This window comes from Streptomyces sp. NPDC051018 (assembly GCF_044456085.1).
Lineage (GTDB): Bacteria > Actinomycetota > Actinomycetes > Streptomycetales > Streptomycetaceae > Streptomyces.
In genome coordinates, this window is sequence record NZ_JBITFN010000009.1 from 264,805 (window position 1) to 281,535 (window position 16,731).

General features: G+C 68.6%; 6 protein-coding genes. 2 read left to right on the top strand and 4 right to left on the bottom strand.

The annotated features are described in order from the left end of the window. Positions 1-113: 113 nt before the first annotated feature. Positions 114-308, top strand: coding sequence for a hypothetical protein (locus tag ACIBCM_RS18235; RefSeq protein ID WP_399244315.1), 195 nt, complete (start codon positions 114-116; stop codon positions 306-308). 74 nt (positions 309-382) lie between these two features. Continuing rightward, positions 383-1,498 (top strand): hypothetical protein, encoded by a 1,116-nt coding sequence (locus tag ACIBCM_RS18240; protein WP_399244317.1) that lies wholly within the window; start codon positions 383-385, stop codon positions 1,496-1,498. A 314-nt stretch (positions 1,499-1,812) separates the two neighbouring features. Here the strand turns inward: ACIBCM_RS18240 and ACIBCM_RS18245 are convergent, their stop codons facing one another. The 4 genes from ACIBCM_RS18245 to ACIBCM_RS18260 all read right to left on the bottom strand — a co-directional run bounded on the left by ACIBCM_RS18245 (position 1,813) and on the right by ACIBCM_RS18260 (position 16,633). After that, positions 1,813-2,319, bottom strand: coding sequence for a hypothetical protein (locus tag ACIBCM_RS18245; protein ID WP_399244319.1), 507 nt, complete (start codon positions 2,317-2,319; stop codon positions 1,813-1,815). Between the two features lie 28 nt (positions 2,320-2,347). Then, the gene (locus tag ACIBCM_RS18250; protein ID WP_399244321.1) at positions 2,348-8,629 is read right to left on the bottom strand and encodes an RHS repeat-associated core domain-containing protein; all 6,282 of its coding nucleotides are present in this window, start codon (positions 8,627-8,629) and stop codon (positions 2,348-2,350) included. A gap of 547 nt (positions 8,630-9,176) precedes the next feature. Next, positions 9,177-9,653: a hypothetical protein gene (locus ACIBCM_RS18255; RefSeq protein ID WP_399244323.1), complete on the bottom strand. Its 477-nt coding sequence runs from the start codon at positions 9,651-9,653 to the stop codon at positions 9,177-9,179. Next, positions 9,650-16,633 (bottom strand): polymorphic toxin-type HINT domain-containing protein, encoded by a 6,984-nt coding sequence (locus ACIBCM_RS18260; protein ID WP_399244325.1) that lies wholly within the window; start codon positions 16,631-16,633, stop codon positions 9,650-9,652. Before ACIBCM_RS18260 ends, ACIBCM_RS18255 begins: the two co-directional genes overlap by 4 nt. Positions 16,634-16,731: the final 98 nt, after the last annotated feature.

Genomic DNA, 16,731 nt, shown 5'->3' on the forward strand with positions numbered 1-16,731 from the left:
GCGGGAGCTGGCACAGTGGTAGGGGAACAGGCGCGTTTCTCCGGGCGTTGTCCGGAGAGAACAGTGCTGACGGTCCGCGCCCGCGGCTCCGGCGCGCGGGAGGAGGAGAGCGCATGACCTACGACCGATTGGTGTGCGCCAACTGCGCGGCCCCGGTCACCGAGGGCCGCTGCCCGGTGTGCCGCGCCAACCGGGAGCGGCTCCAGCAGGAAGGCCCGTTCGGGGGCCTCAGCCCGGTTGCGCTGTTGACGCTGCTGGTGCTGATGATAGGGGCGGTGGCGGTGCTGGCGACGCTGCGCCCCGCGTAGCCCGCTCCATGGGCGGGTACACGGACACCGTGGAGAAAGACCCGTAGACAGCGGACAAGGGAGAAGGGCCCGGGGTGCTGTGCCGCACCCCGGGCCCTTCTCCGTTTCGTTCCGCCGACTCCGCGCGTCGGCCTTTCCGCGCCGATTCCGGTGACCGGCCGCTACGGCCGGTCACCGAACGTCACTCAGACGGCGGTACGGTTGCCGCCCACGAGACGCGGGAGCATCCGGAAGCCGATACCACCGGCGATCATGGTCGCGGCGCCGATCACGAGGAACGTGGTCTCCATGGCGCCGGTCTCGGCCAGCTCCTCGGTGGCCTTGCCCTGCTCGACGGGCTGCGAGCCGGCGTTGTTGGTGTCGGTGTTGTCGCCGCCACCGCCGCCGCTGCCGCTGGTGCCGGCGTTGCCCCCGGCATTGCCACCGGCGTCATTGCCACCGCTGTCGCTGCCGCCGTCCTCGTTGCCGCCCTGCTGGCCGCCCTGCTGCTGGCCTTCCTGCTGTCCGGCCTGCTGACCCTGCTGCTGGCCTTCCTGCTGACCCGCTTGCTGACCCTGCTGCTGGCCTTCCTGCTGCCCGGCCTGCTGACCCTGCTGCTGGCCTTCCTGCTGACCCGCTTGCTGACCCTGCTGCTGGCCTTCCTGCTGACCCGCTTGCTGACCCTGCTGCTGGCCTTCCTGCTGACCGGCCTGCTGACCTTCCTGCTGGCCCTCTTGCTGACCGGCCTGCTGACCCTGCTGCTGGCCTTCCTGCTGACCGGCTTGCTGACCCTGCTGCTGGCCCTCTTGCTGGCCTTCCTGCTGACCCTGCTGTCCGGCCTGCTGGCCCTCGTCGACACCGCCGCCCGGACCACCGGGGGGCGGCTGCTCGCCATTCACGACAACATCACTGTCAACCGTCAGGGGACCCACGTTGATAGCCGAGGCCGCACCCGCAGCGGTCAGCGACGCACCGGCGGCTATCACCACACCGGCGGCGACTCGCGCCACTCGGATCCGCGTCTTTTTGGTCATCTAACTGCTACCCCCAGTAGCCTTTTGTCGAATGAGCCGGGTCCAGAGGCGGTGGCCGCAGGGGAGTTGAACTCCTCCCCCGGTTCACATACGCCCCACAGACACGCATGCCGCACGCAACCCTTCCCAGATTCCGAAGATGCGTCAAGCGCGTTGCGCGTGCGATGTCCGGTATAGGGCAGGTTGCCTGACCTGCGGGAATACAACTGTGACATCGCGGGGACCAGCAGCCTCGGAACTTCGGGCACCTTGTCGACAAAGCGAGCCGACTTCCCGTCATTCCAGGGTCGTCACCGATCAGTTCCGGGGATGGCCGACGGGGAGCACACAGGAGGAGCACCCGGAGTGCGGAGACACCAGGCTCCGAATACCCGTCCGGATCACGGTGGTTCGCCGGTGATCACAGATGGGTGACCGACTCATTGCCCCGGCGCGGCACAAAGGTGCCGGGCCCGTGAAGGACCCGGCACCTTCCCGCTGTCCGTGGAGGCTCAGTCGCACTCCGGCGGAATGTCATTCAGGAAGTCGTCGCGGTCGACCGCCTTGTTCTTCTCACCGCCCGCGGAGATCAGGACCTTTCCGGGCTTCAGCTCCTCCACATCGGCAAGGGTGAAGGGCACCCGGCCGTCGAGGCCCTTGGCACCCGTGGCACCTTCGACGTCGGCGACATAGGGGACTCCGTCGGACAGCGCGGTGAGGGCGGACGCGGAGACCTTCCAGCCCTCGGGGACCTCGAAGATCCGCACGCCGGCGGGAGTGGCCCGGTAGTCGGGGTTGCGCACGGACCAGTTCTGGAGTTCCCCCTCCTCCACATCGGCGAACACACCGAAGGACTCGGCCCTGTACCCCGGGCACTTCGCGAGCAGAAGACGCACGCTCCCGCCCTCACCGCTCTCGACGGCGATGATCGGCTCCGGGCCCGGAGTGCATCCCGAACCCAGAACCGCCACCGCCGTCACCGAGGCGGCACCCGACATCAGACGGATGGCTCGCCGCATCGTGGCCGTCTCCTTTGTCCCGGGTGTTTCAATCTACGGGGGTGAACTCGGGAATGCCCCAGTTCAGATATCCGCCCCACCAGAGATTCGCCTCGTCCTCGAACTTGTTCGCTGCGGCGGGATCACCCGACTGCGCTTTGGATCTGATCGACTCGGCCGTGTATTCGGCGATGTACTGTCCGGCATTCGAGTATCTCGCCCACTGCTTGCTGTGCACCGCTTCGTGTCTCAGCAGATCCGGCCCGTACTTCTTGGCCGCCTTGGGTCCCGCCGCATTCTCGATCTCAAGGCGCCTTTCCGCCTCGTCCTCGAGCTTACTGGCCAACTGCTGCTTGCTGTAGGGGAGGAAGAGCACATCCCCCACCGTGATCGGCTGATCCACCGCGGGTGAGCCGCCGTAGCAGATGTACTGCTTGGCCCCGCGCTCACAACCGTCGGAAAGGGTCCCCGCATACGAGGCGGCCATCAGGTTCGAACCGTTGAGGAGATTCTTCCAGTTGTAGGGAACCATGACGATCGCTCCCGGGTGGACGAAGGGGCCACGGAAACCGCTGGGATTTCCCAGGATCCAGCCGCCGGGAGGTACGGGCGGGGCGTTCGGGGACGGAGAGGGCCGCGGGTACTTCTTCGACGGCTTGGGCTTCGGCTTGGGCTTGGGCTTGGGAGGTTTGGGGCACGCCTCCTGGTCGGGTCCGGGACCGCAGCCGAGGCGCGTACCGGTGGGGTCGCTGAAGGACGCCGGGTTGTTCGCCGCGTACGAGTATCCGTTCATCGTCTGCGGCTTCGACGCCTCCAGGACGGGGTCGACGCTGATGAACTGGCCGATTCCCGGGTCGTACTCACGGGCGCCGATATGGGTCAGGCCGGTCGCCGTGTCCTCCGGTTTGCCGAGGAACCGCTTGTCGTCGGGCCAGGCGCCTCCGACCGCTCCCCCGCGTGCGGCGCCGAAGGGGGTGGTGAAGCGCTTGGTGACCGCCTGGGTGGTGCCGTCCAGGGCGAGGCTTCCGGTGCCGTGGTGGTCACCCGCCAGGAAGAGGACCTTCGGGGTGCCCGACTCGTTCGTACGGACGGCGATCTGCGAGGCGCCCGCGCTGTAGGTCCGGGTCGCCCAGGTCTTCTTCGCCGTGCCCGTGGTCTTGTGGTGCAGTTCCGTCGCACCCAGGTGGAGGACGCTCTCCCCGTCACCGGCCGCCGCACGGCGGATCAGCAGGGTCCCGTCCGCGTCGTACAGATACTGGGTCTTCTTCGTGCCGGCGGTGAGCGCCGCCAGCTTCCCCTCGGGGTCCCAGGTCAGGGTCTGGGTGCCCGTGCCGGGGGCGGGCCGGCCGGTCGTGTTGCCCGTCTTGTCGTAGGTGTACGCGGCCGGTGCGGTCCCGCAGTTCCCGTCCGTCGTCGTGGCGGTCAGGGTGTGGCGCTGGGCGGGCGTCCGGTAGCAGTAGGAGGTGGTCGTCGCCGCGCCCGCCGGCGTCGTCCTGGTCTCACTGGTCCGCTGCCCGGCGGCGTTGTACGTGTACTGCGACCGGTAGGGGGCCGCGCCGCCGAGGGTCCTGCTCCCACAGTCGTCGGCCGAGGGGGTCCATGCCTCGGTCAGCCGGCGCTGGCCGTCGTAGGCGAAGCACTGGACGTCGGAGGCGAGCGCGGGGGCGGTGCTGGGCTTGTCGGCGATCCTGGTGACGTTCCCGGCGTCGTCGTAGGTGTAGTTGAGGTCCTGGGGTTTGTACGGGGCGGTCTGGGGCGTGGTCACGAAGGACCTGGTCAGCCGGTCCGTACCGGGCTCGAAGTAGTTGTCGATGTACGCCCTCTTCGCCTCCGCCGCGTCCGAGACACCGAGCGTGAGCTGCTGCGGCTGCCCCTGCGGGCTGTAGCTCGCGTCCAGGAGATAGCCGGACGTCCCGGAGACCGAGGTCGGCTGTCCCGTGGAGGTGTACTGGTTCTGTACGGTCTCGGCGGGCAGGCCCCCGGCGGCCGGGTCGGTGGAGGACTGGAGGGTGCCGTCGAGGTTGAAGGCACTGGTGAAGGTGTAGCTCGTCTGCGCCGCGCCCGCCGTGACCAGCGGTTCCTGTGCGTCGAGTTGTATCTCGGACCTGGTGGCCCGGTAGAGGCTGTCGTAGGCGAGGGTCTTCTTGGTGTACGCCCTGCCCGCGACGCCTCCCTCGTAGCGGGTCGCGCTGTCCTGCTGTCCCTTGGAGAGGGTGTCGTAGCTCCAGGCGGCCAGCTTGCCGGCGTCCGTCCGGGAGCCCGACCACAGGCCGGTCTTGCGGCCCAGGTTGTCGTAGCCGTACAGCAGATGGTTGCCCTTGGCGTCCTTCGTCCAGTCCGTCTTGTCGAGGGCCGTGTATCCGGTGGTGGACGTGCCCTTGTCGGGGTCGGTACCGCTGACCCGGCGGCCGAAGAGGTCGTAGGCGTAGGTCCACTTCGCCTGGTCGGGACCGGTGATCACGGCCTCTTTGTCGTCCAGGGTGTAGCCGTACGCCGTGGCGGAGTACAGGGTTCCGGTTCCGCCGCCGTATTCGGCGTCGGCCGGCTCGGGACCCGCGTACTCACGGCGTTCGACCGTACGGCCGAGCGCGTCCGTGATCTCCCGGGTCGCCCGGCCTCCCGTGACCGCGCTGGTGGCCGTGGAGTCACCGGTGTAGGTCGTCCTCGTGGTCCACTTCCTGGTGCCGTAGACAAGGAGGGTCTCGCTCGCGGTGCGCCCGGCGCCGTCGAGGACCTTGACGTTCTGTTTGGGCGCGCCTCCGTACTCGGCGCGGGTGTAGGTGCCGTTCGGCGCCTTGGCGGAGTCGAAGATGTCGGCGTACGTCTCGTACGCCTGTCCGCGCGAGTCGTAGCGGGTGTCGGTGAGCAGACGCCCGCCGACCGGGGTCGGTGTCTGCTTCTGGAGCGGGCGCAGCAGCGAGTCGAAGATCTCGTACACGGTCGTCGCCGTCGTCGACGACTGGATCTTCGAGGTGGCGACGGACGGCGCCGCGCCGCGTTCGAGGACGTAGGCGAAGGTCAGACTGGCGGTCTGCCCCGCGCCCTTGCTGCGGTTGGGCCGCCAGACCCCGGTGAGCCGGCCCAGTCCGTCGTAGGTCTGCTCGGTGGTCTTCCCGTTGGGGTCCTGCGTCCGCACGGGCAGACCCCGGAGGCCGTCGAGGACCGTCGTGACACTGTGGGCCTTCGCGTTGGTGACCGTGGTCTTGGTGGGCGCCCCGGCGCCGGCCGGTGTGTAGGTGGTCGTCTCCGTGGACCCCGCCGCGTCCGTCACGGCGAGAGGGCGGCCGAGGGCGTCGTAGGTGGTCTTCTTGGTGGTCCCCCAGGAGGAGGGGTGGCGTTCGCCGCCGGTCGCGGCGGCCGGGTAGGCGGAGGCCCGTCCGGTCCAGGTCGCGTCCCCCTTGGTGGGGCTCTGGTCGGCGGTCCAGCCGGTCACACCGGCCTTGTCGTAGACCGTCGCCGTGTCCGCCAGGACGTCACCGCGGGTGCCCGTGGAGGCGGGCAGGCTCAGCTGCGTCTCGCCCGTCGCGCAGACGCTGCCGACGGTACGGGTGCGGGAGACCAGGTTGTTGATGCCCTCACCGTCGTTACGGGCGTACCAGGTACGGGTGCAGGTCTCGTCCCCCGTGACCGCGGTGTCACCCGCGTCCTCCACCTCCTTCTCCATGCCGTAGGAGTCGTACTCGGTGGCCGTCCTCGTCGTCCGCCAGGACTTCTTGACCGGAAGATACGTGTGCGTGAAGGTCTTGCCGGTGCGGACGTAGAACGCCTCGACGTCGGCGTACGACTTCTGCTGGTTGGCGGTTCTGCGGGACCAGGGGTCGTTGACCGTCACGCTGACGGGCGTGTTCCCGTCGTAGGTGATCTGCTGGCGCTCGAAGCCCGCATACTGATCGGCGTCGACCGCGTCCGGCACAACCAGACCGCTGACGTCGATACCGGGCACATTGACCGTACGGGTACCGCCCGCCTTGCGTCGGTCGCCGTGCATGCCCTGGAGATAGCTGGTGACGGTACGGGAGCGGGTACCCGTGGTGGCGCCGCTCTGCACCATGACCTTCTGGTAGCCGCGCCAGATCGACCAGGTGCGCTCGTCGTTGGGGACGAACGGGCTGTCGTTGTAGTGCCAGGCGGGCTTCTCGTAGGTGTACGCGTACTCCAGCGGCTCGCCATGGCCCGTGGGGTCGGCGGTGTTCACAGCGGTGACCCGGTACTTGTGGAACCAGTCGACGCTCGCGTCCGTCGCGCCGTTGATGTGCCAGTACTGGGGGTAGCAGGTCTCGCTGTTGCTGTCCTCGGCGGCCGGCATCCTAGAACCGCGTACGCACTCGGGGTCGCTGTAGGTGACGGTGGTGATCGCACCGGTTTCCGTCGTGACGGTGTTCAGCCGGGGACGGGTCAGCGGCAGGATGTTGCCGCCGCCGGGCTGGGTGCCGCCCGCCACCCGGTTGGGCCGCTTGTGGTACGTGAACGACACCGGGTCGAGTGTGATGTCCGCTCCGGTGTGCCCCTTGCGCCGGACGCTCTCCAGCGTCAGGGTCTGGTCGGACGGATCGGCGAGATCCCCGTTGGCGAAGAAGTCCTGCGTGAACGCCCAGGAGTCGACCGCGCTGTAGACGGTACCGGCGAGCACCGAGGTCTCGATCCCGGTGAGGCGCTTGCGGGAGAAGAAGCCCGGGCTCACGGCGACACAGTCGGGGTCCTTCTCGCCGGACGAGCACAGGGCGTCGAACGGGACGTCCGGCCAGTGCTTCGCGGTGTCCTTGCCGAGCGGTGAGCAGCCGGTCGCGAGGCAGCGCGCCGCATGCGTGAAGGTGACCTTGGCGGGGGCGTCGGCCGTGAACAGGGTCGAGGTGCGCTGGCCGTAGAGGATCTTGTTGAGATAACCGCCGGGGTTGTACTGGACGTTGGCCGTCTCCGCCTTGTTCTTGCGGTAGTGGTTGGTCTCGGCCGTGTACCAGTACGTCATGGCGTTGCCGCGCGGGTCCTCGACGTAGTCCAGGTTCCACCGCCACGCCTGGTTGAGCCAGCGGTCCGCGTGTGCGCCGCCCTTGGTGTAGCCCGGTTCGCCCGCGTCGTCGCCGAAGACCGGGACGGTCCAGACCGAGTTGGTCCGCTCGGCCGTGGCGCCGGGAAGCCTGTCGAGGCCGAAGTGGTACCTCGTCCCGTCACCGGTCGTGACGGTCCACTTCTCGCCGTTGTCGTCGCCGTTGTCCGCCCCGGTTCCGTACGCGACGGTCGAGGCGTCGTCGTTCTTCAGCCGCCATCTGCCGGTGGTGTCGTCCTTGACCAGCTCGGTCGCCTTGCCGTTGAGGACGAGGGAGGCGTTCTCGTACTTCCAGCACAGGTCGTACTTCTTGTCCTGGCCGTCCTTGTGGCAGGAGCCGTACCGCCGCTCGATATAGGAGACGGCCTCCAGGTCGAAGCCCTCACCGACCTCGGTGCCCTGGTTGTTCGTCGACGCCGTACGGCCGTCGACGGAGCCGGAGTCGTACGTCAGGTCCAGTGACGGCTTGGGGCCCGCCGCCGGCTGAGGGGCCTCCATCGGGTACGACCAGTCGAACGACCCCGACGAGCCGCCGGACTCCCAGGTCGAGGAGGAGGCCAGGGGCGTTGCGGTGTAGTCGCCCGTGCCCGAGGGCGACTGGCCAGGGGTGTCGGCGGCGACGGCGAACACGGCCGGACCGGTGAGGTCCACGGCGGCCGTCAGCTTCCGCGCCCGGATGTCGTTGGCCGAGTCCAGCGGGGTGCGGGTGCGGCACTCGGCGAGCTTGGGTGTGGTCAGGGCACACGCGGGCAGCCGCCACAGCCGCAGCCGCGCGGACCAGCCACCGCCGATGACGGAGGCGAAGGAGGAGTAGTCGACCGAGAGTTCGGCGACACCGGGACGGTCGACACGGGCGGAGACGATCACGCCCTCCACACCGGCCACTTCGGTGGTCCTGCGGTCGAGAACGCTGATCCGCGTCCGGCCGCCGGCGGTTGCGCCGGCCCTGTCGCCGGTCCTGGGTGTGCTTCCGACGGCCACGGGGAGCCCGCCCGCGTTCGCCCTGCTGCCGGTGGCGGTGAGCGGGACGGTCACCGTGCCCGGCGCGGGCCAGCGGGCCGCGCCCTGCTGCCGGGCCGCGCGGGCTGCGTCGGCCGCGTTGGCCGCCTTGTCCTTCGCGACCCGCTCCCGCGCCTTCTTCGCCCCGGCGGCGTTCATCGCCGTGACCTTGGCGGCGCGGGGCTTCGGCACATCGGGCCGCCCCGGCCCGCCGTCCGCCGCCCACGCCGACTGCACGGGGACCAGCCCTGCCGGTACGGCCAGCAGGGCGGCGAGGGCCGGGATCACCCAGGCCCGTATCCGTCCTCCCGGAGACCCGGGTCTTTCGCGTTCGCTGGATCTGTGCGGTGCTGTCGAACCTCTGCCCATGACCAACCCAACCCCCACGGTGTCGCGTACACGGAATGCGTACGCACGCGCCGGAACCGTCCGAAGATGTGCCGTGTGGAACGTGGTAGTTCAGTGATCCGCCCGAACCTGGAACGGGCGTCGCCGTCTGCGGCCGATGGCGGATTGATCGCGCCGGTGCTGAATCGCCTCACGGCGTGAAGGTGAAATGACCCCGGCATCGCAGGGCCGTCGCGCATACATCCATGATTCACGCCGCCCCGAGATCCCAGGGGATACCCGAGTAACGGGCATTTTCTTCCCGGCATCGGGGGTACGTCAATAATTACGTGCCGATAAGCCCCCACAGCCCGGGGTGATATACCGACTACCCCAGGATTCCCTACAGCAGGCTCGCGGAATATCACCGGAATGCGGACAGAAAACGGGCGGTCCGCCGGAAGAACTGCCCCGACGGGCCAACCCGTCCGTCAACCCGAGCTTGCCGTCAACTGAGCCCAGAGATCATGATCGACCACAGATCACCGGGCTCAAGAGGCTCCCCCGGAGCGGTTTCATCGACGACGTAAAGATTCACATGGGATCCAACCACACGATAGCGCCGATACCCATGCTGCCTTTGAAGCTCCTCCAGCAAGCGGACGCCGCCCTTCTTGATCTCCTCACGAAGACCGCTGATGGGAACTCCTCCCGAGAATCCCTGGAAGTGGGCGCTCACGACAGGGGGAACAAGGCCGTCAGTCCCGCTCGCCAGCCGATGGACTTGTACGCCGACAGCCTCGCAGGACCCTGCGTAGAGGTTGAACTCAAAAAGCCCGTAGTCCAGACGCAGGGACTTCTTCCTCCGGTCCGCGACGTACTGGTCTCCCAGCGTGTCGCGGATCTGTCCCATCGACGACCCCAGCCCCAGACCGGCGACCGTTCCCGTGACTGCCACGCTCGCGAGGAAAGTGATGACGCTCACTCGATCCTCCTCAGCGCTTTTATCAGGAAGTTCATTTCCGCTGCCCGATTGACCGAGTTCCCCCAGTTGTGGGCGTTCATGTCCGCCATGGCAGATCGTGCCTTACCGATAAGGTCGGCCCTCAGCCTGGGGTCTCCCATGATCGCTTTTTGTGCGGCTGCCACATCCCGCTTACTAGCCATTCCGTTACTCATGCGAAGCCCCTTGAATCCGACCCCGCCTGCACCATTCGGGAAAATACGGACCTCGGAACTTCCGACATGCATGTGCGCACCCTTCGTTGCCCAGTCGGAGCCGGCCGGAGAGATCCTCACCGTGGGCGCTGAGCAATTGTGAACGAGGACCGGTGTTTCCCCCGCCAGCACATAGTACGTATGCAGGTCGTCCACCGTGAGGTTGTACGTGCGCGTGTGCAAGGTGTACGCGCGGTTGTGCGTCACGGTGACCTTTGATCCGGCGTCCGTGAGCAGGGTCGTCCCGCGGGTGAGGTCGCGGGCCTCGATCCAGCGCTTCTCGGACGGGGACCAGAAGGGATGCTCGTGGGTGGCCGTCAGTTTCTCCGGGCCGTCGGCCGTTGTGATGGTCAGTTCGTTGAAGTGCTTGTCGTCGTCGGTGACGATGAGGTGGGTCACCTCGCGTGCGCCCGACTCACCGGTTTCGGGATCCTTGGCCCGGACCCGGTCTCCGATCTCGATGTCCTCGATGTCCTTGGTCGTACCGTCGGCCATGAGGACGTCGGTCCCGGCCAGGAAGCACTGGCAGTTGTTCCGCGGACCCCTCTTGAACAGATTCGGGCTCCCGGCCCCCCGCAGCCCGAGGGATCCTGTCTGCGTGACCGCGGTGTGGAACCCCGCCCCGAGTGCCGCCGCGAAGCTGCTCACCATCTTGGGGCAGCCGCCCATCTGGCCACAGACGTGGAACTTCAGCATGGCGACGGAGGAGATGCCGGCCTGGAACTGATCGGAGTCCTCGGGGTTGGTGATCATGTCGGCGTAGCACGTCGGCCCGTAGTCCCCGCAGTTCTTCTTCTCCATTTCCTGGAGCCGGTCGGCGAATTCGAGGGCCCTGTCCCACGTGGCCGGAACCACGACGGCGGGGTGCACGGGGATGACCGGGATGACCTTGCCCTTGTAGACGATCTGGGTCGGGCCGCCATACCTGTGGTTGCCGCCGCCCGAGCCTCCCTTACCCTTGCCGCCTCCGCCCTTGCCCTTGCCCGGGGCACGGATCTTGGCGGGCTGGCCGCTGCCGCCGCCGGGGCACGCGTCCTGGTCCGGGCCGGAACCGCAGCCCAGCCCCAGGCCCGTCGGATCCGCGAAGGTCACCGGGTTCTGCGCGCCGTAGCTGTAGCCGTTCAGGGTCTGGTGCTTGTCGAGTTCGATCAGCGGGTCGAGGCTGATGAACTGGCCGATCTCCGGGTCGTACTGACGGGCCCCGATCTGGGTCAGACCCGTCGAGGTGTCCACCGGCTTCCCCAGGAAGCGCTTGTCGTCGGGCCAGGCGCCGCCGACCGCCGATCCGCGCGGGGCTCCGAAGGGGGTGGTGAACCGCTTGGTGACCGCCTGGGTCGTACCGTCCAGGGCGAGGCTTCCGGTGCCGTGGTGGTCACCCGCCAGGAAGGAGACCTTCTCGGTACCCGACTCGTTCGTACGGACCGCGATCGCCGCCGAGCCCGCCGCGTAGGAGCGGGTCGCCCAGGTCTTCTTCGCCGTACCGGTGACCTTGTGGTGGACCTCGGTCGTGCCCAGGTAGAGCACGCTCTCGCCGTCACCGGCCGCCGCACGGCGGATCAGCAGGTTCCCGTCCGCGTCGTAGAGGTAGCCCGTCTTCTTCGACCCCTCGGTGAGAGTGGACAGCTCGCCCTCGGCGTTCCAGGCAAGAGTCTGCGCGGTGGCACCGGAGCCCGGACGCCGGACGGTGTTGCCGGTCTTGTCGTAGTCGTACTCGGCCGGGGCGGCGTCACAGCTCGCCGCGTCCGTCGTGGCGGTCAGCGCGTGCGGCTGGCCCTCCTTCCGGTAGCAGTAGGTCGTCTTCGAGGCCGCGCCGTTCGCCTCGGTCTCGGTCTCCGTCAGCCGCTGGCCCGACGCGTTGTACGTGTACTCGGTGCGGTAGGGGGCCGCACCGCCCAGAGCTGTGCTCCCGCAGTCGTCCGCCGACGGCGTCCACGCCTGCGTCAGACGGCGGTGGCCGTCGTAGGCGAAGCACTGGACGTCCGGCTTGAGTGTGGCGGAGGCGTTCGGCTTGTCGGCGATCCGGGTGACGTTCCCGGCATCGTCGTAGGTGTAGGTCAGATCCTGGGGCTTGTACGGAGCCGTCTGCGGCGTGGTCACGAAGGACCGGGTGAGCCGGTCCGTACCCGGCTCGAAGTAGTTGTCGAGATAGGTCCTCTTGGCCTCCGCCGCGTCCGAGACGCCCATGGTGTACTGCTGCGGCTGCCCCAGCACGCTGTAGCTCGCGTCCAGGAGGTAGCCGGAGGCGCCGGAGACGGACGTCGGTTGGCCCATGCTGGTGTAGCCGTACCGGACGGTCTCCGCGGGCAGCCCGCCCGCAGCCGGCTCCGAGGTGTACTGAAGCGTGTCGTCGAGGTTGAACGCGCTCGCGAAGGTGTAGTTCGGCTCTGCCGCGCCCGAGGTGACCAGTGGGTCGGTCGCGGCGAGTGACAGCTGGGTTCTGGTGGCCCGGTAGAGACTGTCGTAGGCGAGGACCTCCCGGGTGTACGCCTTGCCCGCGACGCCTCCGTCGTAGCGGGTGGAGCTGTCCAATTGCCCCTTGGCGAGGGTGTCGTAGCTCCAGGCGGCGAGCTTGGTCGCGTCGGTCCTCGCCGTGCCCGACCACATGCCGGTCTTGCGCCCGATCTCGTCGTACCCGTACAGCACGCGCGCTCCGGACGCGTTCTGGTCCCAGTCGGTCTGGTCGAGGGCCGTGAACCCGGAGGTCGTGGTGCCCTTGTCCGGGTCCGTCATGCTCACCTGGCGGCCGAACAGGTCATAGATGTAGGACCACTTGGTGCCGTCCGGGGCCGTGACCCGCGTCTTCTTGCCGTCGCGGGTGTAGTCGTAGGTCACCGAGCTGTACGTGGCCCCCAGCCCGCCGCCGTAATCCTTGTCGGCGGGGCTGGTCCCCGCGTACTCACGGCGTTCGACGGTACGGCCCAGCGCGTCGCTGACGACCCGTGTGGCGGCGCCCCCGTCCACCGCGCTGGTCGCCGTCGAGTCACCGGTGTGGGTCGTGGAGGTCTCCCACTTCTTGGCACCGAAGACACGGAACTCGCTCCCGACGGTACGGCCCGCGCCGTCGAACACCGTGTTGACCTGCTTGGGCGCGCCTCCGTACTCGGCGCGGGTGTAGGTGCCGTTCGGCGCCTTGGCGGAGTCGAAGATGTCGGCGTACGTCTCGTACGCCTGTCCGCGCGAGTCGTAGCGGGTGTCGGTGAGCAGACGCCCGCCGACCGGGGTCGGCAGCTGGGTCTGGAGCTGACGCAGCAGCGAGTCGTAGATCGTGTACGAGGTCTGGACCGTGGTGGACGACTTGAGCACCGAGGTGGCGACGGAGGGCACGACACCGCGCTTGACCGTGTAGGCGAAGGAGGTGCTGGGTGTCTGACCGGCGCTCCTGCTGCGGTTGGGCAGCCAGACCCCGGTGAGCCGGCCCAGCCCGTCGTAAGTCTGCTCGGTGGTCTTGGCGTTGGGGTCCTGCGTCCGCACGGGCAGACCCCTGAGGCCGTCGAGGACCGTGGTGGTGGTGTGGGTCTTCGCGTTGGTGACCGTGGTCCTCGTGGGGACACCCGCGTCGGCGGGGGTGTAGACGGTGCTGGTCGTCCGGCCCGCCGCGTCCGTCGCCGTGCGTGCGCGGCCGAGGGCGTCGTACGTGGCCCGGGTGAGCGTCTGCCAGCCGGTGGGGTGGCGTTCGCCGCCGGTCGCCGCGGCCGGGTAAGCGGAGGCCCGCCCGGTCCAGGTCGCCTCACCGTTCGTGGGTACCTGGTCGGCCGTCCAGCCCGTGGCCCCGACCTTGTCGTAGACCGTCGCCGTGTCCGCCAGGACGTCACCCCGGGTGGCCGTGGAGGCGGGCAGGTTCAGCTGCGTCTCGGCGGTGGCGCAGGCGCTGCCGACGGTCCGGGTACGCGAGACGAGGTTGTTGATGCCGTTGCCGTCGTTACGGGCGTACCAGGTACGGGTGCAGGTCTCGTCACCGGATGCCGCGGTGTCGCCCGCGCTGTCCACTTTCTCGACCATGCCGTAGGAGTCGTACTCGGTGGCCGTCCTCGTCGTCCGCCAGGTCTTCTTGACCGGGAGATACGTGTGGGCGTACGTCTTGCCGGTGCGGACGTAGTACGCCTCGATATCGGCGTACGACTTCTGCTGGTTGGCGGTCCGCCGGGACCAGGGGTCGTTGACCGTGACGCTGACGGGCGTGTTCCCGTCGTAGGTGATCTCCTGGCGCTCGAAGCCCGCGTACTGGTCGGCGTCGATCGCGTCGGGTACGTCCAGGCCGCTGACGTCGATACCGGGCACATTGACCGAACGGGTACCGCCTGATTTTAGGCGGTCGCCGTGCATGCCCTGGAGATAGCTGGTGACGGTACGGGAGCGGGTGCCCGTGGACGCGCCCTGGTGGACGGTTACCTTCTGATAGCCGCGCCAGATCGACCAGGTGCGCTCGTCGTTGGGGACAAACGGGCTGTCGTTGTAGTGCCAGCCGGGCTTCTCGTAGGTGTACGCGTACTCCAGCGGCTCGCCATGGCCCGTGGGGTCGGCGGTGTTCACGGCCGTGACCCGGTACTTGTGGAACCAGTCGACGCTCGCGTCCGTCGCGCCGTTGATGTGCCAGTACTGGGGGTAGCAGGTCTCGCTGTTGCTGTCCTCGGCGGCCGGCATCCTCGAACCGCGTACGCACTCGGGGTCGCTGTAGGTGACGGTGGTGATCGCACCGGTTTCCGTCGTGACGGTGTTCAGCCGGGGACGGGTCAGCGGCAGGATGTTGCCGCCGCCGGGCTGGGTGCCGCCCGCCACCCGGTTGGGCCGCTTGTGATACGTGAACGACACCGGGTCCAGCGTGATGTCCGCGCCCGTGTGACCGGTACGCCGCACGCTCTCCAGCGTCAGCGTCTGGTCGGAGGGATCCGCCAGGTCACCGTTGGCGATGAAGCGGTTGGACAGGGTCCATGAATCGACGGCGCTGTAGGCGGTGCCGGCGAGCACCGACGTCTCGATCTTGGTGAGCCGCTTGCGGGAGAAGAACCCCGGGCTCTCCGCGATGCAGTCCGTGTCGTTCTCGCCCGAGGTGCAGATGGCGTCGAAGGGGACATCGGGCCAGTGCTTGGCGTTGTCCTTGTTGAGCGGGGCGCAGCCGGAGGCCGTGCAGCGGTCGGCGTGGACGAAGGCCACCCTGCCGGGTGCCTCGTCCGTGAAGAGGGTCGAGGCGCGCTGTCCGTAGAGGATCTTGCTGAGGTAACCGCCGGGGTTGTACTCGGCGTTGGCGGTGGACGCCTCGTTCCTGCGGTAGTGGTTGGTCTCGGCGGTGTACCAGTACGTCATGGCGTTGCCGTTCGGATCCTCGACGTAGTCGAGATTCCAGCGCCACGCCTGGTTGAGCCAGCGTTCGCCGAAGGTGCCGCCCTTGGTGTAGCCCGGCTCACCCGCGTCGTCACCGAAGACCGGGACGGTCCAGACCGAGTTGGTCCGCTGGGTCGTGGCGCCGGGGAGCTTGTCCATGCCGAAGTGGTACTTCGTACCGTCGCCGGTGATGATGATCCACCGCTCGCCGTTGTCATCGGCGTTCACGCCACCGGTCTGGTGGATGACGGTCGAGGCGTCGTCGTTCTTGAGGCGCCACTTGCCGGTGGTGTCGTCCTTGACCAGCTCGGTCGCCTTGCCGTTGAGGACGAGGGAGGCGTTCTCGTACTTCCAGCACTGGTCGTTCTTCTTGTCGTGACCGTCCTTGTCGCAGGTGCCGTACCGGCGCTCCACATAGGAGACGGCCTCCAGGTCGAAGCCCTCACCGACCTCGGTGCCCTGGTTGTTCGTCGACGCCGTACGGCCGTCGACGGAGCCGGAGTCGTAGGACAGGTCCAGTGACGGCTCCGGGCCCGGCAGTTTGGGAGCACTGAGAGGATAGGACCAGGTGAAGGAGCCCGAAGGGTCGCCGGCCTCCCACTTCGAGGAGGAGGAGAGCGGGGTGGCCGTGTAGTCGCCGGAGCCCGAGGGGGACTGGCCCGGGGTGCCGGCGGCGACGGCGAGAACGGCCGGGGCGGTGAGGTCCACCTCGGTGGTCAGGCTCCGGTCCCTGATGTCGTTCCGGGAGTCGAGGGGGGTGAGCTTGCGGCACCCGGCGAGCTTCGGTGTGGTCAGGGCGCACGCGGGCAGCCGCCACAGCCGCAGCCGGGCCGACCAGTCGCCACCGATGACCGAGGCGAAGGAGGAGTAGTCGACCGAGAGTTCGGCGGCACCGGGACGGTCGGCACGGGCGGAGAGCAGGACCCCGTCCAGGCCGAGTGAGTCGGTGGCCCTCCGATCGGCGACGGTGATCTCCGCCCGGCCGGAGGACTTCCTTCTGCTCTCGACCGTCACGGGGAGCCCGCCGGCGATGGCGCTGCCGCCGGTGGTGGTCAGGGGGACGGTCGCGGTGCCGGACCGGGGCCAGCGCGCGCCTCTGCTCTGCGCGGTGGCGCGGGCGGCCTCCGCCGTGTCGGTCGCCTGGTCGCGCAGGGCCCGCTCGCGGGCCTTCTTCGCCCCGGCGGCGTTCATCGCCGTGACCTTGCTGGAGCGGGGCTTGGGGACATCGGGGCGGCCCGCCGTGCCGTCGGCCGCCTGCGCGGGCTGGGCGACGGGGGTCAGCCCCGCGGGCACCGCCAGGACCACGGCGAGCAGGATGATCACCCAGGGCCGTGCCCGGCCGGACCGGAGGAGCCCGCCGAGATGGCGGAACAGGCCGAGGCGACGGAACCGGCCGCCGTCGCGCGTGGATGTCGAGCCTCTGACCATGTCTGTCGAACCCCCTGATGTCAGGTGCGCGAAGGCTGGGAAACCTGCCGGAGCCGGCGGGAGGAGTCGCTGTCGTGCGCCGCGCGGGCGCGCGGATC

Bases quoted from the DNA above. Each gene is read 5' to 3' on its own strand.
- ACIBCM_RS18235 (WP_399244315.1), top strand. From the start codon at position 114: ATGACCTACGACCGATTGGTGTGCGCCAACTGCGCGGCCCCGGTCACC.
- ACIBCM_RS18245 (WP_399244319.1), bottom strand. From the start codon at position 2,319: ATGCGGCGAGCCATCCGTCTGATGTCGGGTGCCGCCTCGGTGACGGCG.
- ACIBCM_RS18260 (WP_399244325.1), bottom strand. From the start codon at position 16,633: ATGGTCAGAGGCTCGACATCCACGCGCGACGGCGGCCGGTTCCGTCGC.